Source organism: Blastomonas sp. 34TW, assembly GCF_059803595.1.
Map to the genome: position 1 here is coordinate 111,103 of NZ_JAPFGW010000001.1, position 25,291 is coordinate 136,393.

General features: G+C 63.8%; 21 protein-coding genes. 10 read left to right on the forward strand and 11 right to left on the reverse strand.

Annotated elements, in window-relative coordinates; all coding sequences use genetic code 11:
* The first annotated feature begins 96 nt into the window (after positions 1-96).
* Positions 97-1,527: a cell division protein FtsZ gene (gene ftsZ, locus OPU69_RS00550; protein WP_060978569.1), complete on the forward strand. Its 1,431-nt coding sequence runs from the start codon at positions 97-99 to the stop codon at positions 1,525-1,527.
* Between the two features lie 138 nt (positions 1,528-1,665).
* Entirely contained in the window at positions 1,666-3,984 is a 2,319-nt protein-coding gene (locus OPU69_RS00555; protein WP_498508893.1) for an SPOR domain-containing protein, read from the forward strand.
* 9 nt (positions 3,985-3,993) lie between these two features.
* On the opposite strand, the gene OPU69_RS00560 is transcribed toward OPU69_RS00555, so the two are convergent.
* The 3 genes from OPU69_RS00560 to OPU69_RS00570 all read right to left on the reverse strand — a co-directional run bounded on the left by OPU69_RS00560 (position 3,994) and on the right by OPU69_RS00570 (position 7,382).
* Positions 3,994-5,241: an ABC1 kinase family protein gene (locus tag OPU69_RS00560; RefSeq protein WP_081097048.1), complete on the reverse strand. Its 1,248-nt coding sequence runs from the start codon at positions 5,239-5,241 to the stop codon at positions 3,994-3,996.
* Positions 5,242-5,395: 154 nt separating this feature from the next.
* The gene (locus tag OPU69_RS00565) at positions 5,396-6,361 is read right to left on the reverse strand and encodes a radical SAM protein (RefSeq protein WP_498508894.1); all 966 of its coding nucleotides are present in this window, start codon (positions 6,359-6,361) and stop codon (positions 5,396-5,398) included.
* A gap of 49 nt (positions 6,362-6,410) precedes the next feature.
* Positions 6,411-7,382, reverse strand: coding sequence for a bile acid:sodium symporter family protein (locus OPU69_RS00570; RefSeq protein ID WP_498508895.1), 972 nt, complete (start codon positions 7,380-7,382; stop codon positions 6,411-6,413).
* Between the two features lie 77 nt (positions 7,383-7,459).
* Between OPU69_RS00570 and OPU69_RS00575 the strand changes: the two genes are divergently transcribed.
* Both OPU69_RS00575 and OPU69_RS00580 read left to right on the forward strand, forming a co-directional pair.
* Positions 7,460-8,383, forward strand: coding sequence for a glutaminase (locus tag OPU69_RS00575; protein ID WP_498508896.1), 924 nt, complete (start codon positions 7,460-7,462; stop codon positions 8,381-8,383).
* Between the two features lie 254 nt (positions 8,384-8,637).
* A complete protein-coding gene (locus OPU69_RS00580) occupies positions 8,638-9,264 on the forward strand; it encodes a hypothetical protein (RefSeq protein ID WP_498508897.1) in 627 nt (208 codons plus the stop codon).
* A gap of 6 nt (positions 9,265-9,270) precedes the next feature.
* Here OPU69_RS00580 and OPU69_RS00585 read toward each other — a convergent pair whose 3' ends face one another.
* Positions 9,271-10,320 carry a CaiB/BaiF CoA transferase family protein gene (locus tag OPU69_RS00585; RefSeq protein WP_498508898.1) on the reverse strand — a complete coding sequence of 350 codons (1,050 nt, stop codon included), beginning with the start codon at positions 10,318-10,320 and terminating at the stop codon, positions 9,271-9,273.
* Between the two features lie 411 nt (positions 10,321-10,731).
* Between OPU69_RS00585 and OPU69_RS00590 the strand changes: the two genes are divergently transcribed.
* A complete protein-coding gene (locus OPU69_RS00590) occupies positions 10,732-13,227 on the forward strand; it encodes a TonB-dependent receptor (RefSeq protein ID WP_202187992.1) in 2,496 nt (831 codons plus the stop codon).
* A gap of 130 nt (positions 13,228-13,357) precedes the next feature.
* Here the strand turns inward: OPU69_RS00590 and OPU69_RS00595 are convergent, their stop codons facing one another.
* The 7 genes from OPU69_RS00595 to OPU69_RS00625 are packed head-to-tail and all read right to left on the reverse strand — an operon-like array spanning position 13,358 to position 20,587.
* Positions 13,358-14,356, reverse strand: coding sequence for a type II secretion system F family protein (locus OPU69_RS00595; protein ID WP_167348211.1), 999 nt, complete (start codon positions 14,354-14,356; stop codon positions 13,358-13,360).
* Positions 14,357-14,372: 16 nt separating this feature from the next.
* Entirely contained in the window at positions 14,373-15,344 is a 972-nt protein-coding gene (locus OPU69_RS00600; RefSeq protein ID WP_060978578.1) for a type II secretion system F family protein, read from the reverse strand.
* A 57-nt stretch (positions 15,345-15,401) separates the two neighbouring features.
* Entirely contained in the window at positions 15,402-16,697 is a 1,296-nt protein-coding gene (locus OPU69_RS00605) for a CpaE/TadZ family protein (protein WP_060978579.1), read from the reverse strand.
* Positions 16,694-17,338: a CpaD family pilus assembly protein gene (locus OPU69_RS00610; protein ID WP_060978580.1), complete on the reverse strand. Its 645-nt coding sequence runs from the start codon at positions 17,336-17,338 to the stop codon at positions 16,694-16,696. The genes OPU69_RS00605 and OPU69_RS00610 overlap by 4 nt, the downstream gene beginning before the upstream one ends.
* Positions 17,339-17,367: 29 nt before the next feature.
* Positions 17,368-19,044 carry a type II and III secretion system protein family protein gene (locus OPU69_RS00615; RefSeq protein ID WP_498508899.1) on the reverse strand — a complete coding sequence of 559 codons (1,677 nt, stop codon included), beginning with the start codon at positions 19,042-19,044 and terminating at the stop codon, positions 17,368-17,370.
* Positions 19,041-20,072 (reverse strand): Flp pilus assembly protein CpaB, encoded by a 1,032-nt coding sequence (gene cpaB / locus OPU69_RS00620; RefSeq protein WP_498508900.1) that lies wholly within the window; start codon positions 20,070-20,072, stop codon positions 19,041-19,043. The genes OPU69_RS00615 and cpaB overlap by 4 nt, the downstream gene beginning before the upstream one ends.
* A 41-nt stretch (positions 20,073-20,113) precedes the next feature.
* Positions 20,114-20,587 (reverse strand): A24 family peptidase, encoded by a 474-nt coding sequence (locus tag OPU69_RS00625; RefSeq protein ID WP_498508901.1) that lies wholly within the window; start codon positions 20,585-20,587, stop codon positions 20,114-20,116.
* A 21-nt stretch (positions 20,588-20,608) separates the two neighbouring features.
* Between OPU69_RS00625 and OPU69_RS00630 the strand changes: the two genes are divergently transcribed.
* From OPU69_RS00630 to OPU69_RS00650, 5 genes are all read left to right on the forward strand, one after another.
* Positions 20,609-21,592, forward strand: a complete 984-nt coding sequence (locus OPU69_RS00630; RefSeq protein WP_498508902.1) for an alpha/beta hydrolase — start codon at positions 20,609-20,611, stop codon at positions 21,590-21,592.
* The gene (locus OPU69_RS00635; protein ID WP_498508903.1) at positions 21,592-22,704 is read left to right on the forward strand and encodes an NAD(P)/FAD-dependent oxidoreductase; all 1,113 of its coding nucleotides are present in this window, start codon (positions 21,592-21,594) and stop codon (positions 22,702-22,704) included. Before OPU69_RS00630 ends, OPU69_RS00635 begins: the two co-directional genes overlap by 1 nt.
* Before the next feature lie 61 nt (positions 22,705-22,765).
* A complete protein-coding gene (locus OPU69_RS00640; RefSeq protein WP_023838955.1) occupies positions 22,766-22,951 on the forward strand; it encodes a YegP family protein in 186 nt (61 codons plus the stop codon).
* 144 nt (positions 22,952-23,095) lie between these two features.
* Complete coding sequence (locus tag OPU69_RS00645; RefSeq protein WP_498508904.1) at positions 23,096-23,917, forward strand: transporter; 822 nt, start codon at positions 23,096-23,098, stop codon at positions 23,915-23,917.
* A 213-nt stretch (positions 23,918-24,130) separates the two neighbouring features.
* Positions 24,131-25,243 (forward strand): hypothetical protein, encoded by a 1,113-nt coding sequence (locus OPU69_RS00650; protein WP_498508905.1) that lies wholly within the window; start codon positions 24,131-24,133, stop codon positions 25,241-25,243.
* The last annotated feature ends 48 nt before the right edge of the window (positions 25,244-25,291 follow it).

The window sequence follows — 25,291 nt, forward strand, 5'->3', positions numbered from 1 at the left end:
GAAAAACCCGATTTTTTGGGTGAATTCGCGAATCAATCTGTGCAATGTGGTTTTTGGTATTTGCTTCAGAATGATGAAGCAGGGGAGAATTAAGGCATGAGCATCACCATCGGACCGCCGACCGTCGACGAACTGCGCCCGCGCATTGCGGTGATCGGGATCGGCGGGGCTGGCGGCAACGCCATCGCCAACATGATCGCAGCCAGCGTCGAGGGCGTCGATTTCATCGTCGCCAATACCGACGCGCAGGCGCTGAACAGCTCGACCGCCGAGCAGCGCATCCAGCTGGGTCCCGATGTCACCCAGGGTCTGGGCGCCGGATCGCGGCCCGAAGTCGGTCGTGCGGCAGCGGAAGAGACCGTCGGCGATATCGAGGCGATCCTCGAAGGCACGCACATGTGCTTTATCGCGGCCGGCATGGGCGGCGGCACCGGCACCGGTGCAGCGCCCGTGATCGCCAAGGCTGCGCGCGATCGCGGCATCCTGACCGTCGGCGTCGTCACCAAGCCGTTCACCTTCGAAGGCACGCGGCGCATGCGCGCTGCCGAAGCGGGCATTGCCGAGCTGCAGAAGAATGTCGACACGCTGATCGTCATTCCGAACCAGAACCTGTTCCTGGTCGCCAACCCGAACACGACCTTCAAGGAAGCCTTCCAGCTGGCGGACGAGGTGCTGCAGCAGGGCGTGCGTTCGATCACCGACCTGATCGTCAATCCCGGCCTGATCAACCTCGACTTTGCCGATATCCGTTCGGTGATGCGCGAAATGGGCAAGGCGATGATGGGCACCGGCGAGGCCGAGGGCGACGGTCGTGCGCTCGAAGCCGCCGAGCGCGCGATCGCCAACCCGCTGCTCGATGGCGTGTCGATGAAGGGCGCCAAGGGCGTCATCGTTTCGATCACCGGCGGCGACGACATGCGCCTGATGGAAGTCGACGAAGCGGCCAACCATATCAAGGAACTGGTCGATCCCGATGCCAACATCATCTGGGGCAGCGCGTTCAACCCCGATCTCGAAGGCAAGATCCGCGTCTCGGTGGTCGCCACCGGCATCGATGGCGATGCGATGCAGCAGGGGCAGGAAGAGGCGCGTCCGTTCTCGCTGAACCAGGCCGCCCCGCGCGCCTTTGCTGCGCCGACGCCCGCACCCAGCTTCGCCGCGGCCCCGCGCCCGGCACCCGCCCCTGCTCCGGCGCCCACGCCAATTGCGGCGGCCGAGCCCGAAGCGCTTGACCTCGGCGTTGCAGCCCAGTCGCTCGACGACGATGCCGGCGCCGATGAGCTGCTGCTCGATCCCGCGAGCGCCCAACTGCCGCAGGAGCCCGCACCGTTCGTTGCGCCGCCCGCGCAGACGGCAGATCCGGTCGCCAAGGCCCCGCGCGTCGCTACGGGCGGTGGCACCCTGTTCGAACGGATGTCGAGCCTGTCGCGCGGCGGTGCCCGCAGCGAGGACGAGGGAGATGACGACGGTGCCGATGCGCCGCCGCTCAACATCCCGCGCTTCCTGGGCCGCCAGAACAACCAGTAATCCTGCTGCCCGCCGCGTGCCTGTGCACCCGGCGGGCATTTGGTTCCCGCAAGCCACCGAATACCGCACACGCCCTGCCGTGATGCCCGGTATGCTGCGCTTGAAATCGTGCCTGCAAAGCGCGACTGACGGGGCGATATGGCTTTGACCCCGTTTTTGCGTCACCGGAAACTTCGTTTCGCTGCTCTGCTTGGCGCGGTTGCCAGTGTTTCGCTCACCTCTGCCCAGGCGCAGGAGGAAGGGCCCGATGCGCCCGAAACCGGTTATAGCTCGCTCGATGTCGCGCAGCCACGCGGCACGCGCGAGTTGCAGAATGCGTTGCAGCGGCTGGCGCTCTATCCCGGTGACATCGACGCGCTGATCGATGCAGGCAATGCCGCCCTGCTGCTGCAGGACCCGCAGGCGGCGATCGGCTTTTTCGCGCGCGCCGATGAGATGTCGCCGGGCAATGGCCGGGTGAAGGCCGGGCTGGGCTCGGCGCTGCTGCTCAACGAGAACCCCTATGAAGCGCTGCGCCTGTTCGACGAGGCGAAGAGGCTGGGCGTGCCTGAGACCGTCTATGCCGCAGACCGGGGTCTCGCCTACGACCTGGTCGGCAATTCGAACGCCGCGCAGGACGATTACGAACTGGCACTGCGCCGCGGAGCCGATGACGAGACCATCCGTCGCTATGCGCTGTCGCTGGGCATTTCGGGCGACCGGGCGGCTGCCGAAGCCCGGCTCGATCCGCTGCTGCGCAAGCGCGACGCTGCGGCCTGGCGCACCCGCGCCTTCGTGCTCGCAGTGTCGGGCGATGCCGAAGGGGCCATTGCGATTGCCGATGCGACGATGCCCAAGCGCATGGCCGCGTCGATCGAGCCCTTTTTCCGCTTCATGGGCCGGCTCACCCCGGCACAACAGGCTGCAGCGGCACATTTCGGGCATTTCCCGGCAGCGGCGGCGGTGGGCAAGGACGATCCGCGCAACCGGCAATATGCATCGCTGGGTACGCCGCGCGTCCGTTCGGGCCGTGCCGATGCAGGGCTGATCCCGGCGGGCGAGCCGCTGGGTCCGACGCCCGAGACCAAGAGCCGCCGGGTGGCAAAGGTCGACAAGTCGCAGCGGCGTATCCCGGGCAAGCTCTCGAAAAAGGAGCGCGAGGCGATCGCGCTTGCCCAGGCGCAGGCCGCTGCACAGCCCGTCCCGGTTCAAACACGCGCGCCGGGTCCCGTGCCGCCGCCCGATCTGCTGATGCCCGGGCGCGGCACCTCATCGGCGCCATCGCAGCAGACCATCCAGACGATCCAGAATGTGCAGACCGCCCGCGCGACCGTTCAGCCGCTGCCCGGATCACGCGCGACCGTTCAGTCCTTGCCCGACAGCAGTGCGGCGTCACGCAACGCGGCGGCAGCCCCGGCCAACGTCGCACGTGGCGGCGGCGATCGTCCTGCCCTGGCGACCAACGTCCAATCCGGCGTACAGCCTGACCGACCGGCGGATAACCAGCTCGCGCTCGCGACCTCGGTCAGGGTCACTGACCTCAAGGAACTGCCAGCACCATCGTCCGCGCGCGATCGGGCAACGCAGGGCCCGCTGATCGGCCCTGATGACAAGGTGGTCGTGCTTTCAGGCATGACAGAGTTGCCGCGGCCCGGCTTCACTTCGGTCGCCAATCCGACAGCGGCAACGACGAGCGCGACGCCGCCCCCTCCGCCTGCGACCAGCGCGCCAGGCTCGGCAGCGCCAACGGGGCTTGCAGGCTCTGCAGTGACGTCGACCAATGCCGTTGCGCCGGGGCAGGCGCCTTTGATCTTGTCCAGTTCCAGTCCGGCGGCGGCCAGTGCCACGACGGCCAGCGCTGGGGCTCCTCCGGCGACCGTGCAGCCGCTGCCATCCGCACCAGAGCCTGCCCGGATCAGCCTGGCGTCGGTCATTGCCAGCATTCAGGTTCCCGCAGCCGAGCTCGCGCCAGCGGACTATGCGGTCGATGTTACCAAGCTGCCGCCAGCACCGAAAAAGCCCGACGAGAAGGAACTTGCCGCCAAGAAGGCGGAAGAGGACAAGAAGCTCGCCGACAAGCAGGCCGCTGACAAGAAGGCTGCGGAAGACAAGAAGCTGGCCGACAAGAAGCTGGCGGACAAGAAGGCAGCGGACAAGCTGGCAGCCGAGAAAAAGGCTGCGGCTGCGAAAAAGGCCGAGCCCAAGCATCCCAAGCGCTATTGGGTGCAGGTGGCAGGCGGTGCCAATCGCGCCGACCTTTCCAAGGAATGGAAGCGGCTGACCACGACCTCGCCCGCCCTGTTCAAGGGCAAGCAGGGCTGGTGGACGCCGCTCAATGCCACCAACCGGCTGCTGACCGGGCCGTTCAAGAGCGCGGACGAGGCGCAGGCCTTCGTCAACACGCTGGCCAAGAACAAGCTGTCGGGCTTCACCTTCACCAGCCCGGCGGGCCAGGAAGTCACCGCGCTCGGCAAGTAAACGTGCGGATTACATCACCGCGTCGCGGATCAGCCGGTGCACATTGGTATTGGCTTTTAGCCGGCTGCCGAGCAGGAACACGCCGCCGATCTTGCGCTGGATGAACAGCGTATCGACCGGGGGGACCTGCCAGAAGGTGCGTTCCTTGGCAAAGGCCATGCCCTCGTCGCGCAGTTCGCTCGTCATCTCGTTGGAAGAGAAGTCGAACGGCCCGTCGATGCGCAGCGGCTCGAACGCCGTGTCGAACATCCCCAACACCGCCACCTTGTGGCTCTCGGGCGCATCGGGATGAAGCATGCCCAGGGTCAGGCCTCCCTCGCGCATCAGGGCGATATCGCGCTCCAGCCCTCCGCGCAGCAGCGTGCGATAGGCGTTCGACACCCGATCCTTGACGATGCGCGTTGCGCCGAAATCGAGCAGCACCAGCTTGCCGCTGGCCGGATCGAAGCGGTAATTGGCGAAATTGGGGTCGGTCTGCATCAGCTTGAACTCGAACAGCTCGCGCAGCAGCAATCCGACAAGCCGCAGCACGATGCCGTCGCGCGTCGCCTGGTCCATGGCGATCGTGTCCTCGATCGCGATGCTCTCGACATAATCCATCGCGAGGATGTCGGTGGTGGTGAGGTCGGCATGCAATGCGGGGACGCGGAAGTCCGCATTTCCTGCGAGCAGCTCGCCGAAGCGCGCCAGGTGCGCCGCCTCGTGCGCATAGTCGGCCTCTTCGTGCAGCTGCGCCTTGGCGTCGGCCAGCATCGGGTCGATGTCGAGCTCGGGCGGCAGCAGCCCGGTGAGCTTGATCAGCGCGGCGACATTGTCGACATCGCTGTCGATGCTCTGGCGCACGCCGGGATATTGCACCTTGATCGCAAGGTCGCGCCCGTCGAGCGTCTTCGCGCGGTGCACCTGGCCGATCGAGGCGGCGGCGACGGGTCTGAAATCGAAGCTGGCAAAGCGCTTTTCCCAGCCGCGCCCCCAGTTCTGGTTGAGCACATTGCGCAACTGTCCCTGCGGCATGTGCTGTGCGTCGGCGCGCAACCGGCTCAATATATCGGTCAGCTCGGGGGGCAGGAAATCGCCGGTGTCCATCGACATCAGCTGGCCCAGCTTCATCGCCGCGCCGCGCATCGTCGCCAGCCGGTCAGCGATCTTGCGCGCGTTGGCGGGGGTGAGCAGCAGGTCGCCGATCGAGGGACGGCGGCCCTGCGCGAGCTGCTTGGTGCCATCGACGAGCATCGATCCGGCGACGCCGCCGACCATGGTTCCGAAGCTGGCAAAGCGGGAGAGGCGGCCGCTGGGGACGGCCTGGCCGGAAGATCGCGTTCTGGGAGGGAGCATCGGGGTGTGTCGGCCTGTCAGCTTGGCGCGACCGGGATAGGCACGCGCCTCGCCCGCTATGTAGGTGCGCGGTCCCCTAGCTGCAACTCGCCCCGCCCAGCACGCAGAAGCGCGCGCAATGCGGATGGTTGAGCGATACCGCGCGCGATGCCTCGGCCAGCGTTGAGCCCATGTCGAAGCCGGGATCATAGGGCAGCAGCGTGCAGGCCGCGACGGTCGGCGCATGTGCGCCCTTGTGCTTCACCACCATGCGGCTGGTCGCGCACATCATCGCATCGGGGCTCTTGCCCAATATGTCCCAGCAGCCCGTGCTGATCTCGGCGATGTCGGCCGCCGCGTCCATTTCCGGAAACATCACGAACTGCTGCGAATTGCCGGTGTCGATGGCAAGGCCGAGGCGTTCGAACAGCGCCGCAAAACCGGCGCGCGCTTCGGCATCGCTTTCGTGCGCCAGATGCCGTCCGGCGATCGCGATCCTGAAGCCGTGCTGCGCCAGCCATTGCAGGCCGGACAAGGCCTTGTCCCAGCTGTTCGCACCGCGTTCGGCCTCGTGGACGGACTGGGTGTAATGGTCCAGGCTGACGCGGATGGTGAGCCGGTCGCCATGCCGCGCCTTGAGCTCGAGCAGCGCCGCCTCGTGCCGCCGCATCGGGCGCATCGCGTTCGACAGGACCAGCGTCTCGAAGCCGCGCGCCAGGCAAAGTTCCAGGATCGCGATGATGTCCGGGTTCATGAACGGCTCGCCCCCGGTCAGCCCGATCTCGCGCGTGGGGAGGCCGCTGGCAGCAATCTCGTCGAGATATTCAGTGACCTCGGCGAGCGAGAGATAGACCAGCGCATCGTTGCGCGGAGAGCTTTCGATATAGCAGCTCAGGCACGCGAGGTTGCACAGGGTTCCGGTGTTGAACCACAGCGTCTCGAGCCCGGTCATGCGGACGCTCGCGCGCGCTTCGCCCTTGGCGGTGACCAGCGGGTTGCGGAACTTGGCCGGGTTGAGCGGCGGGGCATTGTCGATCGCGAAGGGGCTGGCGGCGGTGCTCATGCTGCCGACTATATCGCTGCGTCGCCGATCGCCGCCAAGCGAAAAAGCGTCAGGCTTCGGCGTGTTTCGCCAGTCTGAAGGCCAGTGGTGCCGAAAGGACGAGCTGCAGCTGGTGATAGATCAGCGCGGGCAGGATCACGATCCCCGCCTGCGGCCCAGCAAAAAGGATCGCGGCAAGCGGCGCGCCGGTCGCGATGCTCTTGTGCGATCCGGCGAAGAGCAGGCTGATGCGGTCGGCGCGCGGCAGGCCGAGCAGCCCGCCCAGCCCCCAGGCGGCTAGCATCGAGAGCACCAGCATCAGCAGGATGATCGCGCACAGCATAGCAAGGACGCTCCAGCCGAGCGTCTGCATCTTGCCGCCCGCGACCGCCGAGCTGAAGGCGACATAGACCGCAATCGCGATCGAACTGCGGTCGAGCAGCGTTAGCAGGGGCTTGTTGCGCAGCGCCCAGGCGCCAAGCCAGGCTTGAACGATCTGACCCAGCGCAAAGGGCAGCAGCAGGATCGAGAGGATCTTGATCACGGTATCGCTGCTGATCGCAGCGCCGCCATCCGCGCCGATGAGCAGCGCGACGAGCAGCGGGGTCATGATGATGCCGGCAAGGTTGAGCAGTGCCGATGCCATGACCGAGGCCGCGATATTGCCCCCGGCGAGCGAGGAATAGCTGATCGCCGATTGCACGGTCGAGGGCAGGATGCCGAGGAACAGCAGCCCGATCACCAGCCCGTGCGGCAGCAGTCCGGCCGGTGCCTGCGACGCCGCCAGACCCAGCAGCGGCATGAACGCAAAGGTGAACGCGAAGATCAGGCCCTGCAGCCGCCAGTTCTTCATCGCGACGATCACCTCGGCGCGCGGCAGGCGCAGGCCGTGGAGGAAGAACAGCAGGAAGATCGCGACCGAGACGCCGTATCCTGCATAGACCGCCGCCTGGCCGGTCACGGGCAGCACGGCGGCGACCGCGACGGTCAGCAGCAGCATCAGCACGAACCGGTCGGGAATGAAGCGCGTAAGAATCGACATGCCGCTTCCCCCTGCTATGTTTTGTTCGGTTGCGCAACGATCGGAACGATCCAGCGCCGAATTCTGGGGGAGGGGGCATGGACTGGCCGGTGATCACCGCGCGCATAGAGGCTGCGGTCACCCCGCATATAGGCACCGGCAAGGTTGCCGACTATATCCCCGCGCTCGCGCGGATCGATCCGACCAAGTTCGGCATGGCGATCGTGCTGGGCGATGGCACGATGGTGACGTTGGGCGACAGCCACGAACCGTTCTCGATCCAGTCGATCTCCAAGGTGTTCACCCTCTCGCTGGCGCTCAAGCATTATGGCGAACATGTCTGGCACCGGGTGGGGCGCGAGCCTTCGGGCAGCGCGTTCAATTCGATCGTGCAGCTGGAAAACGAAAAGGGCATCCCGCGCAATCCGCTGATCAATGCCGGCGCGATTGTCGTCACCGACATGCTGGTGGCGCGCAGCGGTGCGCAAGCGTTTGAGGCGGAACTGCTCGGGCGCTTCCACCGGCTGTCGGGCGATGACAGCATTGCGGTGGACGAGGAGGTAGCGGAATCGGAGTCCGCTACCGGATCGCGCAACCGCGCGCTCGCGCATTTCATGGCCGCGTTCGGCAATATGGCCAATCCGGTCGAAGAGAGCCTCGGCGCCTATTTCCGCCAGTGCGCTGTGCGCATGAGCTGCCGCCAGCTGGCGCGCGCCGCCCTGTTTCTGGCGTTCGATGGCTGCGATCCGATCAACCGCGAGCAGCTGGTGACGCGCGAGAATTGCCGCCGCATCAACGCGGTGATGATGAGTTGCGGCCATTACGACAATAGCGGCGACTTTGCCTATCGCATCGGCCTGCCCGGCAAGAGCGGCGTCGGCGGCGGCATCCTGTGCATCGCGCCCGGCCATGGCGCGATCGCGGTCTGGTCGCCCGGGCTCAACGCCTCGGGCACCTCGATGGTCGGCGCGATCGCGCTCGAGGAACTGGTCGAGGCGACGGGGTGGAGCGTGTTTGTTTGATGGGTCACGCTGTTGGTCAATCTTGGGCTGGGGCTTGATTTTTAGGCTAGACGCGGTGATATTCTACCGATGGCGCGTGAACAGCTCTCAAGGTCAGACACTCAAGCGAAAAGCCCCGATGCGGCGCGCATGGGTCGGAGCGCATTGACCGGCCAATTTGTCCTGACGCCGGTTTCCAAGCCAAAATCGGTTTCCGATCGACAGGTCAAGCAGGCTGTCAGAACGGTATTGGCGAGCAAGAGCGCATAGCTCAAATGGCGAAAGATCGGACGTCAATTGATGATGTGTTCATCAATTGCCCGTTCGACCCTCAGTTCGCAGCCATTTTCAACGCCCTGATTTTCTGCATCTATTTTTGCGGTTTCCGGCCAAGGTCCGCACGTGAGCTGGATGATGGCGGGCAAGTGCGGATAGAAAAGCTCTACGCTATCATCCAGCAATGTCGCTATGGTATCCATGATTTGTCGCGGACCGAACTTGATCCGGTAAACCACCTTCCGCGCTTCAATATGCCCTTGGAGTTGGGCCTGTTCCTCGGTGCAAAACGATTCGGCGGGAAACCACAGAAGGAAAAGCGGCTGCTGATCTTTGACGTCGAGCAGTTTCGCTACCAGAAATTCATTTCGGATTTGGCCGGAATGGACATTCACGCTCACGCGAACGACCCGGGTGTCGCTATCCGGGAAGCGCGCAACTGGCTGGCAAATGTTTCACGACGAGCACTACCAAGTGCAGTGCTGCTGTCGCAAAGCTACACCAGATTTGTACGGGATCTGCCCGATCTGCTGGCCGCCCTGCATTTTGATTTCAATGACCTTCCATATGTGGATTATGAACGACTGGTCGTTAACTGGCTCCTTGAGGTCGGCCAGGCTGATTAGGTAACCTTACCCCATCCGCACCGGCGGCGCAGGCGTCTCGCTGAACCTTGGCGCGGGGGCGGGCTGCAGGATGCCGTCGACTTCGATGAACGTGCCGCGCTCCTTGTTGTGCGGGTGTTCGGGCGCTTCTGTCAGGCTCAGCACCGGGGCGAAGCAGATGTCGGTATGTTCCATGATCGCGCACCATTCGTCGCGCGTCTTCGACAGAAAAAGCGCGGTGAGCTTCTCCTTGAGCGGACCCCATTGGCGCGGGTCCATCTGCAGGTCGAACGCGGGATCGGCAAGTCCCGCCTTCTCGCGCAGCAGCGCGTAGAATTGCGGTTCGATCGAGCCGATCGAGATGTACTTGCCGTCGGCGCATTCATAGGTGTCATAGAAGTGCGCACCGGTATCGAGCAGGTTGACGCCGCGCTCGTCACGCCACTGGCCATTGGCGAGGAAGGTATAGGTCATGGCGGAAAGCACCGCCGCGCCATCGGTCATTGCACAGTCGATCACCTGGCCCTTTCCGGTGCTGCGCGCGGACAGGATGCCGGCGACCATGCCGAAGGCCATGAACATGCCGCCACCGCCGAAATCGCCCACGGCGTTGACCGGTGGGGTCGGCTTCTCGCCTGCGCGGCCATAGCTGTGCAGCGCGCCCGACAGCGCGATATAGTTGATGTCGTGCCCGGCGAGCGGGGCATAGGGACCGGTCTGCCCCCATCCGGTCATGCGGCCATAGACGAGGCGGGGATTGTCGGCGAGCAGCACGTCGGGACCCAGACCCAGCCGCTCCATCACGCCAGGACGGAAGCCTTCGATCAACCCGTCGGCGGCGCGGACCAGTTCACGGACATGGGCAATGCCATCGGGTGACTTGAGATCGACCGCAATCACCTCGCGGTTGCGGTTGAGGATATCGCGATTGCCGGAATCACCCATGGTCGCACGGCCGGTGGCGCGCTCGACGCGGATGACGCGCGCGCCATGATCGGCCAGCATCATCGCGGCAAACGGGCCGGGACCGATTCCCGCCAGTTCGATGATCGTCACGCCTGCCAGTGCACCCGCCATATCTCTCCACCTTGTTTAACTGATCGATTAAGGGGCGCACGCTAGCGTCGACGGCGTCCAATGCAAGCCAGATTTCGAGGTCAGGGCGCGGGCTGGCAAGTGGGTTGATCGCCGCGATGCAAAATGCAGGGTGCGGGTGTTGCGGAACAGTGACCTTCCCGTAACGGAAGCTTGATGTTGCATTGCAACAAATAAAAAGGTCAGGATTTCCGCCATTCTTGCCGCACTGCAAAAGTTTAATCAGGGAATTAAAACGAATTGCATTCCGGCAGCCATTGTGACAGCTTTCACTTCGCACCCAACATCACCTGCAGAGTGAGGGGGGCAAAAGCACAACCAACAGGTTGCTTGTGGGAGAAGAGGATGCGCACTTTGTGGAAGCCCGTTCTGGGCTTGCTTTGCACTGTCTCAATGACATCGATGGCTCAGGCGCAGGATGCGCAAGCCGATGATCAGGCGCCCGAGCGCGATGTCATCATCGTCACCGCGACGCTGCGCGCGGCCGATGTGCAGGATATTCCGCTGGCGGTCACCGCGGTCAGCCCGGCCGAGCTCGACCGCCAGAATGTGCAGGACATCAAGGCGCTGACCTCGATCTCGCCCAGCTTCAGCATCCAGTCCTCGCAGACCGAAAGCCAGGGCACCTCGATCCGAATTCGCGGCGTCGGAACCACCGGCAACAATACGGGCCTTGAAAGCTCGGTCGGCGTGTTCATCGATGGCGTCTACCAGTCGCGTCCGGGGATCGCGCTGGGCGATTTGCTCGATCTGGAACGGCTCGAAATCCTGCGCGGCCCGCAGGGCACGCTGTTTGGGCGCAACACTTCGGCTGGCGCGCTCAATATCACGACCCAGCGCCCCGACCTGACCGAGGTCAAGGCCTTCGGCAACGTGACCTACGGCAATTACGATTTCTTCAACGTCCAGGCCGGTGTCAGCGTGCCACTGGTCACCGATCAGCTCGGTCTGCGTATCTCGGGAGCCTATCGCAAGCGCGACGGCTATCTGCGCAGCGTGACCGTCCCCGGTGCCCGCAGCGGCAATCGCGATCGCTACATCCTGCGCGCGCAGCTGCTTTGGGAGCCGTCGCCCGATGTCAGCATTCGGCTGATCGGCGATTACGCCAAGGCCGATGAGAATTGCTGCGACGCGGTGATCGTGCGCGAAACCGAGCTGCTGCCGTTCTTCGCCTTCCAGGGCCTGCCGGCCAATGGCGGGGTCGCTGCTTCCGGTCCGCAGGCGCTGAGGCGGCTGCAGACCAACAGCCAGCTCTTCAACAACGATACCGAGCAATATGGCTTCTCGGGCGAATTGAAGTGGGACATCGGCCCGGTGCAGATGACCTATATCGGTTCCTATCGCCACTTCGAGGCTTCGTCGGACCAGGAATCGGATTTTGTCGGCCTGAACATCTTCAGCTCGGGTGCGGGATCGACGGCAGCGCCGACCACGCCCAGCAATGGCGGCCCGATCAAGACGATGACGCACGAACTGCGCTTCCAGGGCAGCGCCTTCAATGATGCGCTCGATTTCCTGGTCGGCGCCTATTATTCGGACGAAAAGATCGATGAGATCCAGTCGCTGACGCTGGGAACCGACTTCCAGCGCGCCGTCAGCGCCGGAAACTTCGGCAATGTCGCAGGCGTCAATCCGCTGTTCGCGCTGACCGCGCTGGGCAATGGCGGCGTGCCGGTCAATGCTGCAGGCAATTTTGCCGTCAATCGTTTCCGGCAGGATGCCGAAAGCTTCTCGATCTTCACCCACAATGTCATCAACTTCACCGACAATATCAGCCTCACTCTGGGTGCTCGCTATGTCGAGGAGACCAAGGATGGCAGCTTCAATCAGCTGGCTGCCAATTCCCCGGCCTGTCAGGCGATCGTCAATGGCGTGATCACCGGTGCCATCCCGGCCGCATTGCGCGCTGGCGCGCTGGGCCTGACCTGCTTCCCGTTCGCAACCTCGGCGCGCATCACGGTGCCGGGCACGGGTGGCACGGTTCTGGCCAACACCATTCCCGGCCTGCCGCTGCCGCGCGAATATGACCTCGTCTTCAAGGATGACGAGCTGACCTATACCGCGCAGCTGGCCTATAACAGCAACAACGGCTTCCTCGCCTATGCCGGCTTCAGCCGGGGCTTCAAGTCGGGCGGTTTCAACCTTGACCCGGCAGCGGCCGCACTGGGTGCCGATCCGCGCTTCAATTCGGAAAAGGTCGATGCCTATGAGGCGGGGATCAAGACCGAGTTCGCCAATGGCCGGATCCGCGCCAACCTTGCCGTGTTCCACATGGACATGAGCGACTTCCAGGTGCTCGACTTTACCGGCGTGCAGTTCCAGACCTTCAACGTCGCTGCGGCAAAATCGACCGGTGCCGAACTCGAACTGTTCGGACAGTTTGAATCAGGAATCTCGGTCAATCTGGCGATGACCTATGCAGATGCGCGTTATCCCGGCAATTGCGCCGATGGTGTCGTCGCATCCGCGCCGACCCTGGTGACGATCCGTGCCCTGTGCGGCCAGGATCTCACCAACGCGCCGAAGTTCACGGGTGTTGCGGGCATCACCTATGACAACGAGATCACCGATTCCGGCTGGAAGATGCTGGCCAATTTCAACATCAACTATTCGAGCAGCCGTCGTACCGCCACCTCGGCGCTCGACACCAATGGCCTGCCCAATCCGCTCGACATCCAGCCCGCCTTCTTCAAGATGAATGCGCGCCTCGGCTTCACCACGCCGGATGACCGCTTCTCGTTCGAATTCTGGGGCACCAACCTCAACAACGAGATCACGCGCGGCATCACCGCCAACACCCCGCTGCGCGGCGGTGCCGGCACCCGTTCGCGGATCGCCTTTGTCGAAGAGCCGCGGATGTACGGCATCACGCTGCGCGCGAAATATTGAGATCGTGAATTGATGGGGGACACTGCCCGATAGGACACCATCGGGCAGTGAACATCAGTGACCTGGGGCGGTGCCGGCAACGGTTACCGCCCCTTTTTTGATTCCGTCCGCGTGTCGGTGGCCCGACCGGTCACTGCTTGGCAAAGGCATCGGCGATCGAGCATGCCGCCGGGCCGAGAATCACGACGAACAGCGTCGGCAGAATGAAAAGGATCAGCGGCACGGTCATGATCGCGGGCAGGCGCGCGGCCTTTTCCTCGGCGCGCATCATGCGCTCGTTGCGGAATTCGGCCGAGAGAACGCGCAGCGCGGAGGCGAGCGGCGTGCCGTATTTCTCGGTCTGGATCATCGTCGTCACCACCCCGCGCACCGATTCCAGCGCCACGCGATAGGCCAGGTTCTCAAAGGCCTGGCGGCGCTCGGTCAGGAACGCGAGTTCGATCGCGGTCAGCGCGAATTCGTCGCCCAGTTCAGGATAGGCGCGGCCGAGTTCCTTGGCGACGCGGTTGAAGGCCGCATCGACCGTGAGGCCCGCCTCTGCGCAGATCACCAGCAGGTCGAGCGCATCGGGCAGGCCCTTGCGGATGGCATCGGTGCGCTTGGTGATCATGTTCTGCACGAACAGGTCCGGCGCCTTGTAGCTGCCGATCAGGATGGCAGCAAACAGGCCGAATTTCTTGATAGGCGACCAGTCGGGCACCAGCACGTCGAGGCCATAGATCAGCAGCGCGGCGAGGCCGCCCAGCGCGATCGGCAGCACCATGCGGCCGAAGATGATCGACACCGCCACGTCCTTGGAGCGGATGCCGGCCTGGGCCAGCTTCTGCTGCGCGGCCTTGAGCTGTTCGTCCTGCAGCACGCGCAAGGATTGCAGCGTGCTGCGCATCTTGTCGGTGGTGTCGTTCTTGTGAACGATCTTGGCGCGCTTCTTGGCGGTGGAGGCGGTGATCCCGGCCTTGAGCTGCTCGCGTCGCTCGTTCAGCGCCTTGACCCGCTTGGCCATCGGATCGCGCACCGTGGTCGCGGCATAGATCGCGATCAGCACCGCGAGCGTCGCCACCGCAGCGAGCATCGTCGCCACGAAGATCACGTCAATTCCCATCAGGGTAGGATTGGCTGCTTCCTGCATCGTCCCTAGTCCCCGATCAGATTTCGAAGCTGACCATCTTGGCCATGATGAACACGCCGATGCCCATCCACACCAGACCGCCGATACCGGCGATCATCAGGCGTTCCTCGACAAAGAAGCCGGCCAGATATTCGGGGTTCACCCACCAGATCATCATGAACACCAGAAAGGGCAGCGATCCGACGATATAGGCCGAGGCTTTGGATTCGGAGGACAGCGCCCGGATCTTGAGCTTCATCTGCGCGCGCGAGCGCAGCACGGCGCCAAGGTTCGAGAGCGTTTCGGCGAGGTTGCCGCCGGTCTCGCGCTGGATCGCCAGGGTGATGCAGAAGAAGTTGAACTCCGGGGTCTGCAGCCGGTTGGCGCTTTCCTGCAGCGCGTCTTCCATCGAGCGGCCAATCTTGATCCGCTCGGTCACCAGCTTGAATTCCTCGCCCACCGGGCCGGGAATTTCCTTGGCCACCACGGTGAGCGTCTCGGTCACCGGCAGGCCCGAACGCAGGCCGCGCACCAGCAGGTCGATCGCGTCGGGAAAGCGTGCGGTAAACTGGTTGAGCCGCCGCTTGATGAAATGGCCGACCACCATGTGTGGCAATCCGAAGCCCAGCGCCGATCCGACGAACAGGCTCATCATCAGCTGACCCGTGCGGAAATAGACCGCCATTGCCACGAGCAGGCCCAGGCCGACCACGACCTGCCCGAACTGGACCACGGTCCAGTGCTTGCCGGTCATCGCCAGGCGACGCGCGAGCATCTGCACCTTGGTGAGCTCTTCACCGGTCTGGTTGAAGCGCGGCTTGCGATTGGCGATGGCCTTGCGCATCTGCGCCTCGACCTTGGCGCTGGCATTCTCGCTATAGCGCTCGCGCACCGTCAGGATGCGGCGCTGCAGTTCCTTGCGTTCGGACGGGCCGGAAAACGCCAAGACGAGCAGACCGAAGACGCTCGCAAGGCCCGCCGCCAACAGCAATGTCTGCACCATATCCATGCGCTCTTCACCCGTAATTTCGGGCCGCCGCTGGCCGATATGGCGCGGCGGTACCGGTTACTTCTTGGCGGCCTTTGCGGCCTTGCCCGGCTTGGCCGGAAGCAGCGACTTGAAATCGCCGAACTTGCCGAGCAGCGACTTCTTGGCGCCGCCGGTGTCCTTTTCCGCTGCGGCCTCTTCCTCGGCCAGGCCGAGGCACCGGTCGGTCAGCGCCTTCATCACCGCGCCGGCCTTGGTCGACTTGCCCGCCTCACAGAAAGGCTGACCCAGCTTGGCAGCCTGGGCTGCGGTCTTGGGATCGGCGGGGATGAGGAAATCGATCTTGCGCTCGATCGTGGTCTCGAAATCGGCCCGGCTGATCTCCAGCGCGGCCGGTTGCACCTTGTTCGCCACCACCAGCACGCGCGCAGCGGGCGCGTTCGACTTGAGCCAGGCGAGCAGCCGGATCGCATCGCGTGCGGAGGCGAGCGTCAACTCGGTCACCAGCACCGCCATGTTGGTCTCGGCGACGAGATGCGGATAGTCGATCAGCATCTGGCGCGGCAGGTCGACCACGGTATTTTCGAACGCGTGGCGGAATTCTTCCTGCAGCTGGAAGAAGGCGGTGCCGTCAGTGATCAGCGGTGAGCTGATCGGCGCTTCGGCCGACAGGATCGACAGCTTGTCATTGGCCTTGATCATCGCACGTTCGATGAACAGGCCGTCGATGCGGCTGGGATTGTCGATCGCGTCAGTAAGACCGCGGCCAGGCTCCAGGTCCATGGTCAACGCGCCGGTGCCGAAATGAAGGTCAAGGTCGAGCAGCGCGGTCATGCGACCGGCGTTCTTGCTAAGCTGCCATGCGAGCGAGGTCGCCACGGTCGATGCGCCGACGCCGCCGCGCGTCCCGATGACCATGATGCCGACATGCGCGCGCTCGATCGCCGCTTCCCCCGCCTTGGGTGCGTTCAGCATCGCCTGCGCCTGCAGGATGGTATCGCGGATCTGATCCGGCCCCACGGGCTTGAGCAGATAGTCGTGCAGGCCGCTCGCGATCAGGTCGCGATACAGCCGGACGTCGTTGACCTGGCCCATGGCGATCACCACGGTGCCGGGCTCGCAGACCTCGGCCAGCGCGTTGATGTCATTGAGTGGATCGCCCGATTCCGAAAGATCGACCAGCAGGATGTTGGGGCTTGCGGTGATCGACAACGACTGGACTGCATTGCGCAGGCCGCCCTTGCTGCACTTTTCCGGCGGCCAGCCCATGTTGATCGCCATCGCGCGCACGATGTCGAGCGTCGCCTCGTCACAGACAAAGGCCGCGAACTGGTCGCGATTGGCCGTCATGCCCGGTTTCCAGGGTGCGTTCACTGCTGCGATCCTCCCTGCTGGGTCGCGCCCTGCTTCAGGCCCTGAGCGCCGGTCGGCGGGGTCTCGCGATATTGCTTGATGGCGGTGTCCGAACGCTGGGTGGAGGTGGTCAATGCCCCCGGCTCGCCACGCACCAGGTCTTCCTTGTTCGCGACCATCGCCGCGACATTCGCATTGAAGGCACAGCCGAAATTGCTGCTGGTCGCGTTGCGATAGTTCATCTCGAGCTTGGTCTTCCAATCGGGGCAGCCCGGCACCTCGGCAGTGCTGCGCGTGACCACGACGCGAACCGCGCCGGGCGCGATTTCTCCGGTGGTGACCGGTGCCACGTCGTTGACCAGCAGGCCATGGCGCGAGGCTGCGGCCTCGATCGCGGACTTGACCACGACATTGCGGCCGGCCGGATCGTCGATCGAGACTCGGTCGCCATAGCCCAGGTCCATTGCCTGGAACCATTCGGCCAGCCGACGCTGCTCCTGCGCAGGCAGCGATCCACCCGCCGCATTCAGGTCGAGCGTGTAGTTGCTCCGCGATACGACGGCCTGGTGGACGCTATCCAGGCCCCGGTTGCTGGCCATGTTGCCGCAACCCGACAAGGTCAGGATGGCCGCTGCTGCGATAGCTGCATGATAAGCGCGCATTGCTATTCTCCTCAAAGCGGGGTCTGGCCTCAATCGAACGAAAAACCGGGGGCCGCGGCGAGACCGGCAGACTTGTCACCCTGTTTCACCTTGCCCTGTCTGGCCTCGCGCTGCGGCTTGGACGCAGATTGGGGCAGTGCGCGCGGCTGATCGGGCAGCGCGCCGAAATCCGGCCCGCCCGTGCCTTCTGTCGGTGCAACGCTCGGCTTGGGGCGATCGCCGCCCGTAACGCCATCCGCATTCTGATGGTTGATCAGGCGCTGCAGATCGTCGGGAGAGCGATAGCCGTCGGTGGGCAGCTTGATGTCGTTGGCATTGACCGGTTTCACCAGATACGGCGTCACGACGATCACCAGTTCGGTCTCGCCCTTGCGGAAATTGGACGATTTGAACAGGTTGCCGAGCACCGGCACGTCGCCGAGACCCGGGGCCTTGTCGACCAGGTTCTGCGAGTTGTTGCTGAGCAGGCCGGCGATCATGAAGCTTTCGCCCGACCCCAGTTCCACCGTGGTTTCGGCGCGGCGAACGGTCAGCGCGGGCACCTGAAAGCCGTTCAGCGTCACCGATCCGGCGGACGACAGTTCGGACACTTCGGGGCGGACGCGGATCGAGATGCGGCCATTGGCCAGCACTGTCGGCGTATAGGCCAGGCTGACACCGAAATTCTTGTATTCGATCGTCGTGGTGCCGAGGCCCTGGTTGATCGGGATCGGAAACTCGCCGCCCGCCAGGAAGTCGGCGGTTTCGCCTGACAGCGCGGTGAGGTTGGGCTGCGACAGCGTGGTCACGAGCCCGACCTGCTCGGCGAGGTCGAAGGCGCTGGCGATATCGACGCCGAACAGACGTCCGGCCGCCTGAATAGCGGTCTTGCCGTCGAGCACGTTGTTGAAGGTGGTGGTGGTCCCCCCGGTGACGAACTGGCCGGTCGACGGGTTGAACGGCAGCCTGAGCGAGCCCGCGGGCAGGCCGAACTGGGCCGAGGCATCGATGCGCGGCAATGTGCTGACGTCAATCGTGTTGCCGATTGCCGCAAAATTGCGCGATGCGCGGCTGACGCCGAACTGGAAGCCTCCGGTAAGGTCCCGCGTCAGCAGGTTCGCGCCGATTTCCTTGACCAGCGATCGGCTGACTTCGGCAATGCGCACCTGCAGGTTGACCTGCATCGGGGTGGCGGTGGAGAGGCGGCTGATGACCTTCACGTTATCGCCGACAAAGGCCTGGACAAGGCGTGCGGCCTCGGCGCTGTCCTCGGGCGCACCCACCGTCCCGGTGAGCAGCACCACGCCATTCAGCGTGCTGACGCGCACCTTGGCGTCGGGCATGGCCAGCATCAGCATCTGGTCGACCGAATCGATGTTCGATCCGACGCGCACGGTCGCCGAATAGACCACCTGGCCCGCCGCGTTGCTGGCATAGAGCGTGGTCTCGCCACCGGCCTTGCCGAAGACATAAAGCTGCCTGGCCGACTTGACCTGCACATCTGCAACACTGTTATCGGCCACGAACAGATCGGCCATGGTGCCGGGCAACTGGATCAGCTGGCCGCGACCGATGGAGAGCACCAGCGTTTCGGTCGGACGCTGAACGGCGGACTGCGCCAGGGCGGCACCTCCGATGGCCGGAACCAGTCCGGTCAGCGATGCGGTGGCCACGACGGCGCTACCCAGCAGGGCGCCCTTGATGAACTTGGAAAAACGCATGGTCATTTCCCTCCGACCGGAACTTCGGTCACTGTATTGCCGCGAGCTACGCGTACGACGGGGCCACGCGGGACAGGCGGTGCAGCCGGAGCTGCGACCTGCATGGGGCCTGCACTGGATGCGCTGGGGCCGTTCTGGCGGTTGGCGGAACCCGAGACGGGGACCGACCGACGCTGGAAGCGCGATACATCGCCGCCGGTGACAAAGGTGACGTCGGTATCGACCGGACGCGTGGCCAGTGCCTTGAGCAGCTTGTCCTCGGTCTTGCGATCGGCACCGGCGGGCAGGTTGATGTCGCCTGCGGCCATCGAGCGTTCGAGTTCGGCCTCGTTATCGGCGATCGAGCGCAGCGACAGGCTGAGCGTGCCGATGGTCTGCGCAACCGCGATCTTTTCCGCCAGCTTGGGCGTGGCTTCCACGGTCACGGTGGTGAAGGCGATGACCTCGCGCTTGCCCTCGGCGTCTTCCGCCGACACGCGCTGGTCGGTGGCAAGTACGCGCAGGTTGCGGATGATGGTTTCAGAGGCGTTGAGTGCGGGGCCGCTGTCGCCGCTGATCGACTGGGTCAGCACCAGATCGACCCTGTCACCCGGAAAGACGAAGCCGGCAACGCCCGTGCGGGCGGAAACGGGTACGGTGACGGCGCGCATGCCCGGGCCGAGCGCTGCAGCGAGGAAGCCGCGATCGCCGGGCTTGACCAGCGAACCCTGGGTTACCGGCTGTCCGGCCGTCACCGCGTTGCGCACGACGGTGCCCAGCAGCGAATCGATATTGGAATCGGCTTCGAGGAAATAGGCGTTGCTCACCAGTTCGCTCGGCCAGGGCTGGAAGGCCACGCTGTCGGGGGTGATGATCGTGCCGACCGGCAGCGAGCGCTTGGCGACCAGTACGCGCGGACCCGTGGCCACCGCCTGTTGCGGCGCTGCCGTGACGGTAGGCGCTGCCGATCCGGTGAACAGGCTTCTGGCCAGAAAGGCTGTGCAGAGCGCGATCATCAGCGCGCCCACAAGCAGGATTACTTTGCGTCTATCCATGGCGTTTGCAGCCCCCAAAACCCTTCAGAATGTTCATCTTTTCAGGCAAAATGGTTAAAAAACCGTTCGCCAACGGGCCAAAGCGCCGCAATGGCGATGGCAACGCCATAGGGAACCTCCGGCTGACCCGGCTTTCGCTTCCATTTGTGTTCGGCCAGAACGATCACGGTGAGCGCCGCACCGATCAGCGACATGATGATCGTGATCCGCGCCATTTCGACCCATGGAAACCACAAGGCGATGGCGCCGAGCAGCTTGACGTCGCCGCCGCCCATCGCCCCGATCGCGAACATCAGCGCAAAGAACACGAAAACGCCGGCGCCCAGCGCCAGTTGCAGCGCCATGTCGGGCCAGAAGGACAGCCCGCAGGCCCACCAGAACACCGGTGCAACGAGCGCAATCCCTGCGTTCAGCCAGTCCTCGATCTCGCGCCGCAGGATGTCGGTATAGGCCGCGTGCAACAGCGCGATTGCCAAGGCTGCCAGCAGACCGTAGACGAGAGGACCGTTTTCCATGGGGTCTGGCGTATAGCGGGCATGACTTACCAAAAAGTAACCATTGACCGGCGCGCGATCCCGGCAGGCGCGGTGGAAAGCCGCTGGAACGCCGCCGATGGCTGGCCGCTGCGCCGCATCGACTGGATGGCCGACGGCCCCGCGCGCGGGTCGATCCTGTTCATGCCGGGGCGCGGCGACATTTACGAAAAATATCTCGAGACGCTCGCGCACTGGCAGGCCCAGGGCTGGAACGTCACCGCCGCGGACTGGCGCGGGCAGGGCGGCAGCGGCCGGATGAGCGATCACCAATATGTCGGCCATATCCACGATTTCAGCCAGTGGATCGACGACATTGGCGGCTTCTGGGCGGACTGGGTGGTCTCGCGTCCGGGCCTCTATGTCGTGGTCGGCCATTCGATGGGCGGACATCTGATCGCGCGCGCGATCCAGGAAAAGCGGATCACCCCCGATGCGGCGGTGCTCAGCGCGCCGATGCTGGGATTGAAGGGCCTCGGCCTGCCGCTCTCGGTCGGGCATATGGTGACGAAGCTGATGCGCGGCTTCGGCAAGCCCGAACGCCCCGCCTGGAAGGTCAGCGAAAAGCCCGCGTCGCCGCTCGCGATCCGCCAGACGCTGCTGACGCATGACGATGCGCGCTATCAGGACGAACTGTGGTGGTGGGCCGAGCGGCCCGAGCTGGTGATGGGCCCGGCGAGCTGGCACTGGGTCGAGCGCGCCTATGAATCGATCATCCGGCTCAATGCCCCCGGCGCCTGGGAAAAGGTGAAGGTGCCCATGCTGCTGATCGGCACGAGCGCCGACCAGCTGGTCGACAACAAGGCGACGGTCGCGGCGGCTGCGCGCATTCCGGGGGCCGAGCTGCTCAGCTTCGGGCGCGAGGCGCGGCACGAGGTGCTGCGCGAGGTCGATCCGATCCGCGACCGCATCCTCGCGACCATCGACGATTTCCTCGCGCGCAAGGCCCCCGCCGCGCACAGCGAAAAGGCCGGGGCCGCCGCCTGATGGCCGATTACGACGTTGTCATCATCGGCGCCGGGATCGCCGGAGCGAGCCTTGCCGCCGAGACCGCGCCGCATGCGCGCGTGCTGGTCGCAGAGGCCGAGGACCGGCCCGGCTATCATTCGACCGGGCGCTCCGCCGCCTTCTGGGCGGAAAGCTATGGTGGGCCGAAGGTCCAGCCGCTGACCACCGCGTCCGGCCCCTGGCTGCATTCGCCGCCGGGCGGCTATGGGGAGCGCAGCTTCCTCGCCCCGCGCGGCGCGCTGACGCTGGCGCGGGCGGGCGAGGAACCGCTGCTCGACGCGTTCGAAGCGGAGTTTGCAGGCTCGGGCGTGCGGATGGAGCGCTGGGGTCGCGAGCGGATCGCGGCGCTGCTGCCGGGGCTGGCTGAGGACATCGTGGCCGCCGTGTACGAACCTGATTGCCAGGATATCGATGTCGGCGGGCTGCATCAGGCCTTCCTCTCGGTTGCGCGGCGCGGCGGGGCGCAGATCGCGCTCAAGGCCCCGCTCGAGCATGCCGAGTATCGCGGCGGGCAGTGGCATCTGGTGCTGGGCGGGCAGTCGGTGACCGCCTCCCGCCTCGCCAATGCGGCCGGTGCCTGGGCCGATCCGGTGGCGACCCGCTGCGGCGTGCGCCCGCTCGGCGTGCAGCCCTATCGCCGCACCGTCGTGCAGCTGCGCACCCGTCCCGCGCCGGTGGTGCATCTGCCGCTGACCCTGGGCGTCAAGGGCGACTATTATTTCAAGCCCGAAGCCGGCAGGCTCTGGCTCAGCCCGCATGACGAGACGCCCGAAGCGCCCGGCGATACCGCGCCCGACGAGCTCGACATGGCGATTGCGATCGACCGCTTCACCCAGGTGGTGGACTGGGGGATCGAGGCGGTCGAGCATCGCTGGGCGGGGCAGCGCAGCTTCGCGCCCGACCGGCTGCCGGTCATCGGCTATGCCCCTGATCAACCGGCGTTCTTCTGGTTCGCAGGCCAGGGCGGTTTCGGCATCCAGACCGCGCCCGCCGCCGCGCGCCTGGCCGCGACGGTGCTGCTCGGCCTCACCCCCGATGCGATGCTGAACGAGGTGGATGGGCAGTTGTATAATCCTGCGCGTTTCGGCTGACTGTGCTGGCAGCGGATCGCCATATTTTATATCCTCGCCCCAGTTTGAGGGAGACGAGTCGATGGCGCACCATTTCGAGATCTACAAGGACAAGGCCGGCGAGTTTCGCGTGCGGTTCAAGTATAATTCGGAAGTGATGTTCTCGACCGAAGGCTATGCCAGCAAGGCCTCGGCCAAGAACGCGATCGAATCGATGAAGAAGAACGGCCCCGAAGCGCCGATCGTCGATACCACGACCGAGGGCTGATACGCGGGCGATAGGTCCTTTGCGGACATCGCGAAGGATTTATCGGCCCATGTTTACTTTCGGATAATCCCGGCTGGTCTAGGCCCCGGCTATGGCGACTGTCCTTGCGGGCAGCGATCGCTGTGTCAAAGGGGGAGTTGGAAGATGACGGGATGGGCAGCCGCGCGGGCGGGTCTGATGGCACTGCTGATGGGCATGGCGTGCACCAGCGGCGCGATGGCGCAATCGGCCATCGGCGACGATCCGATCTGCACCGACCGGCCGACCAAGGCCAATAATGCGTGCAGCGTGCCCAAGGGCATGGTGCAGGTCGAGTTCGAGGCGATCAACTGGTCGCGGCTCAATGCCGGCAGCGCGCGCAGCGACGTGTTCGCCTATGCCAGCCCGACGATGAAGCTGGGCCTCAGCGACAGCAGCGACGTGCAACTGACCCTGACCCCCTTGGTCGAGGTCCGCAACCGTTTTGCCGGGCGCACCGCTAGCCAGACCGGCTTCGGCGACATTGTCCTGCGCTACAAGCAGCGCATGACGCCGAAGGACGCGCGGTTCGAGCTCGCCCTCATCCCCTATATCAAGGCACCCACCGCGAAGACCGGCATCGGCAATGGCGAATGGGAGGCGGGGGTCAGCGTGCCGATCCAATATGCGCTCGCCGATCGCTGGTCGCTGACCGTGAACCCGCAGCTGAGCCTGCTCGCGGGCGCGGCCGACCCCGACGAGCGGCATCTGGAGCTGCAGACCGTGCTCAACCTGGGCTATCAGCTGTCCGAGCGCACCGGTGTCGCCGCGGAAGTGTGGACCTCGCAGAACTGGGATCCCTCGGGCACCGTCCGCCAATATTCCGCCGACCTCGCCATCGCGCACCTGCTCGGTAACGACCTGCAACTCGACGGCGGGGTGAATTTCGGGCTCAACCAGGCGACGCCCGATGTGCAGGTGTATGTAGGGGTCTCGGCGCGGTTTTGATCGCCTTCAAATCCTCCCCCAGCTTTCTGGGGGAGGGGGACCGCCCGCAACGCGGGTGGTGGAGGGGTGTCCACCCGCGCGCCGGTGACACCCCTCCGTCAGGCTCCGCCCGCCATCTCCCCTTGCAGGAGAGGCATACTCTCTTGTCAAAGTAGGCGGGGCTATTCAAATAATCGATTTCTCGCTAGTTTGCTGGTTGAGGGGATTTGGACAATGGATGCTGCAGTTTTGCGAGGCTTGCTGGAAAAGGTGCTTCGTTACGAAAAGGAATTTAAGGTTCAGCTGTACTTGGAGCAAGCTCGTGATGCGATTTCGAATATGGCTGGTGCGCCCCAAGAGCCGACATACCAAACTGCTTTCGCAGAAGCGCTGCATAGCCTAAGGTCCAGTGTGGAAAATTTTTCCAGTGCGCTTTCTCCACCTGAATGGGATAGGCTTGGTGAAATAAATTGCCGTGAAGAATTCTCATCAGATCTAATTTCAAGAATAGATGAATCGATCATTGAGAATCCGGCCACGCCTGCAGTGGTTCGCGACCTATTGACCGAAATGGTAGATGATCGAAATCGGGAGATAGATAATTTAAGTCGACTCCTCAAGAGTTTGATTTATTATGGTTTTTTTGATCATTTAAATAAAAGTGAAAATGCTCAGGTAGGCTTTAAAATACCGAGGGAAATATTTGATAATAACTTCTCTTCTTTTATTGGCGAGCTTAGTTTTATCAAAAAATTCATTCGGCTCGTGTCAGAGGCTGAGGGCGAAAATCCCGATGAAGTATCTGTAGGGGCGTTATCTACGAGCGATCCATTGGTATGGTTGATAGTTGGGTATGGCGTGGCAAAAACGATCGCGGGAATTACTGACTGGTGTTTGGAAACATGGAAGAAGGTCGAGGACATCAGAAATGTGCGCGCGCAGACTGCAAAGCTAAAGTCTTTTAGTGCAGAAGAAATAGAGAATATTTTTGGGGAAAAGATTGTTAAGGAGATTGATAGCGCAATTGATGAAAAAATTGCAGCGCTGACTCTTTCAGTTACTGACAAAGCACGTGCAAATGAATTGCAAAATGGATTGAGAGCTACCCTTAAGCAGTTCTTAGCTAGAATTGAAAGAGGACTAACTGTCGATGTAAGGTATTTGCCAGCGCCATTGGCAGAGGGTCATAGCGAAGCGGAAACGGAGGATCGTGAAGAAAGAAAATCGGAGATGAATTTGGCTGCATCGAAGCTGAATTTTCCGCGTCCTGCAGGTGATCCGATTTTCAGGCTTGAAGCCGCAAATGATGATGCTCGTAGAAGTCAGCCCAAAAACCCGAAGGTTTGAGCTAATTGGCCTCTTCGTTGTCGCGTTGGATGTCTGATTGCCGTCTTA

What these genes read in the sequence shown, in the direction of transcription:
- OPU69_RS00640 (WP_023838955.1), top strand. Translation starts at nt 22,766, where the DNA reads ATGGCGCACCATTTCGAGATCTACAAGGACAAGGCCGGCGAGTTTCGC.
- OPU69_RS00555 (WP_498508893.1), top strand. Translation starts at nt 1,666, where the DNA reads ATGGCTTTGACCCCGTTTTTGCGTCACCGGAAACTTCGTTTCGCTGCT.
- OPU69_RS00625 (WP_498508901.1), bottom strand. Translation starts at nt 20,587, where the DNA reads ATGGAAAACGGTCCTCTCGTCTACGGTCTGCTGGCAGCCTTGGCAATC.
- OPU69_RS00570 (WP_498508895.1), bottom strand. Translation starts at nt 7,382, where the DNA reads ATGTCGATTCTTACGCGCTTCATTCCCGACCGGTTCGTGCTGATGCTG.
- OPU69_RS00595 (WP_167348211.1), bottom strand. Translation starts at nt 14,356, where the DNA reads ATGCAGGAAGCAGCCAATCCTACCCTGATGGGAATTGACGTGATCTTC.
- OPU69_RS00650 (WP_498508905.1), top strand. Translation starts at nt 24,131, where the DNA reads ATGGATGCTGCAGTTTTGCGAGGCTTGCTGGAAAAGGTGCTTCGTTAC.
- OPU69_RS00645 (WP_498508904.1), top strand. Translation starts at nt 23,096, where the DNA reads ATGACGGGATGGGCAGCCGCGCGGGCGGGTCTGATGGCACTGCTGATG.
- OPU69_RS00580 (WP_498508897.1), top strand. Translation starts at nt 8,638, where the DNA reads ATGGCGAAAGATCGGACGTCAATTGATGATGTGTTCATCAATTGCCCG.
- cpaB (WP_498508900.1), bottom strand. Translation starts at nt 20,072, where the DNA reads ATGGATAGACGCAAAGTAATCCTGCTTGTGGGCGCGCTGATGATCGCG.
- OPU69_RS00585 (WP_498508898.1), bottom strand. Translation starts at nt 10,320, where the DNA reads ATGGCGGGTGCACTGGCAGGCGTGACGATCATCGAACTGGCGGGAATC.
- OPU69_RS00615 (WP_498508899.1), bottom strand. Translation starts at nt 19,044, where the DNA reads ATGACCATGCGTTTTTCCAAGTTCATCAAGGGCGCCCTGCTGGGTAGC.
- OPU69_RS00630 (WP_498508902.1), top strand. Translation starts at nt 20,609, where the DNA reads ATGACTTACCAAAAAGTAACCATTGACCGGCGCGCGATCCCGGCAGGC.
- OPU69_RS00635 (WP_498508903.1), top strand. Translation starts at nt 21,592, where the DNA reads ATGGCCGATTACGACGTTGTCATCATCGGCGCCGGGATCGCCGGAGCG.
- OPU69_RS00565 (WP_498508894.1), bottom strand. Translation starts at nt 6,361, where the DNA reads ATGAGCACCGCCGCCAGCCCCTTCGCGATCGACAATGCCCCGCCGCTC.
- OPU69_RS00600 (WP_060978578.1), bottom strand. Translation starts at nt 15,344, where the DNA reads ATGGATATGGTGCAGACATTGCTGTTGGCGGCGGGCCTTGCGAGCGTC.
- OPU69_RS00560 (WP_081097048.1), bottom strand. Translation starts at nt 5,241, where the DNA reads ATGGTCGGCGGCGTCGCCGGATCGATGCTCGTCGATGGCACCAAGCAG.
- OPU69_RS00590 (WP_202187992.1), top strand. Translation starts at nt 10,732, where the DNA reads ATGACATCGATGGCTCAGGCGCAGGATGCGCAAGCCGATGATCAGGCG.
- ftsZ (WP_060978569.1), top strand. Translation starts at nt 97, where the DNA reads ATGAGCATCACCATCGGACCGCCGACCGTCGACGAACTGCGCCCGCGC.
- OPU69_RS00575 (WP_498508896.1), top strand. Translation starts at nt 7,460, where the DNA reads ATGGACTGGCCGGTGATCACCGCGCGCATAGAGGCTGCGGTCACCCCG.
- OPU69_RS00610 (WP_060978580.1), bottom strand. Translation starts at nt 17,338, where the DNA reads ATGCGCGCTTATCATGCAGCTATCGCAGCAGCGGCCATCCTGACCTTG.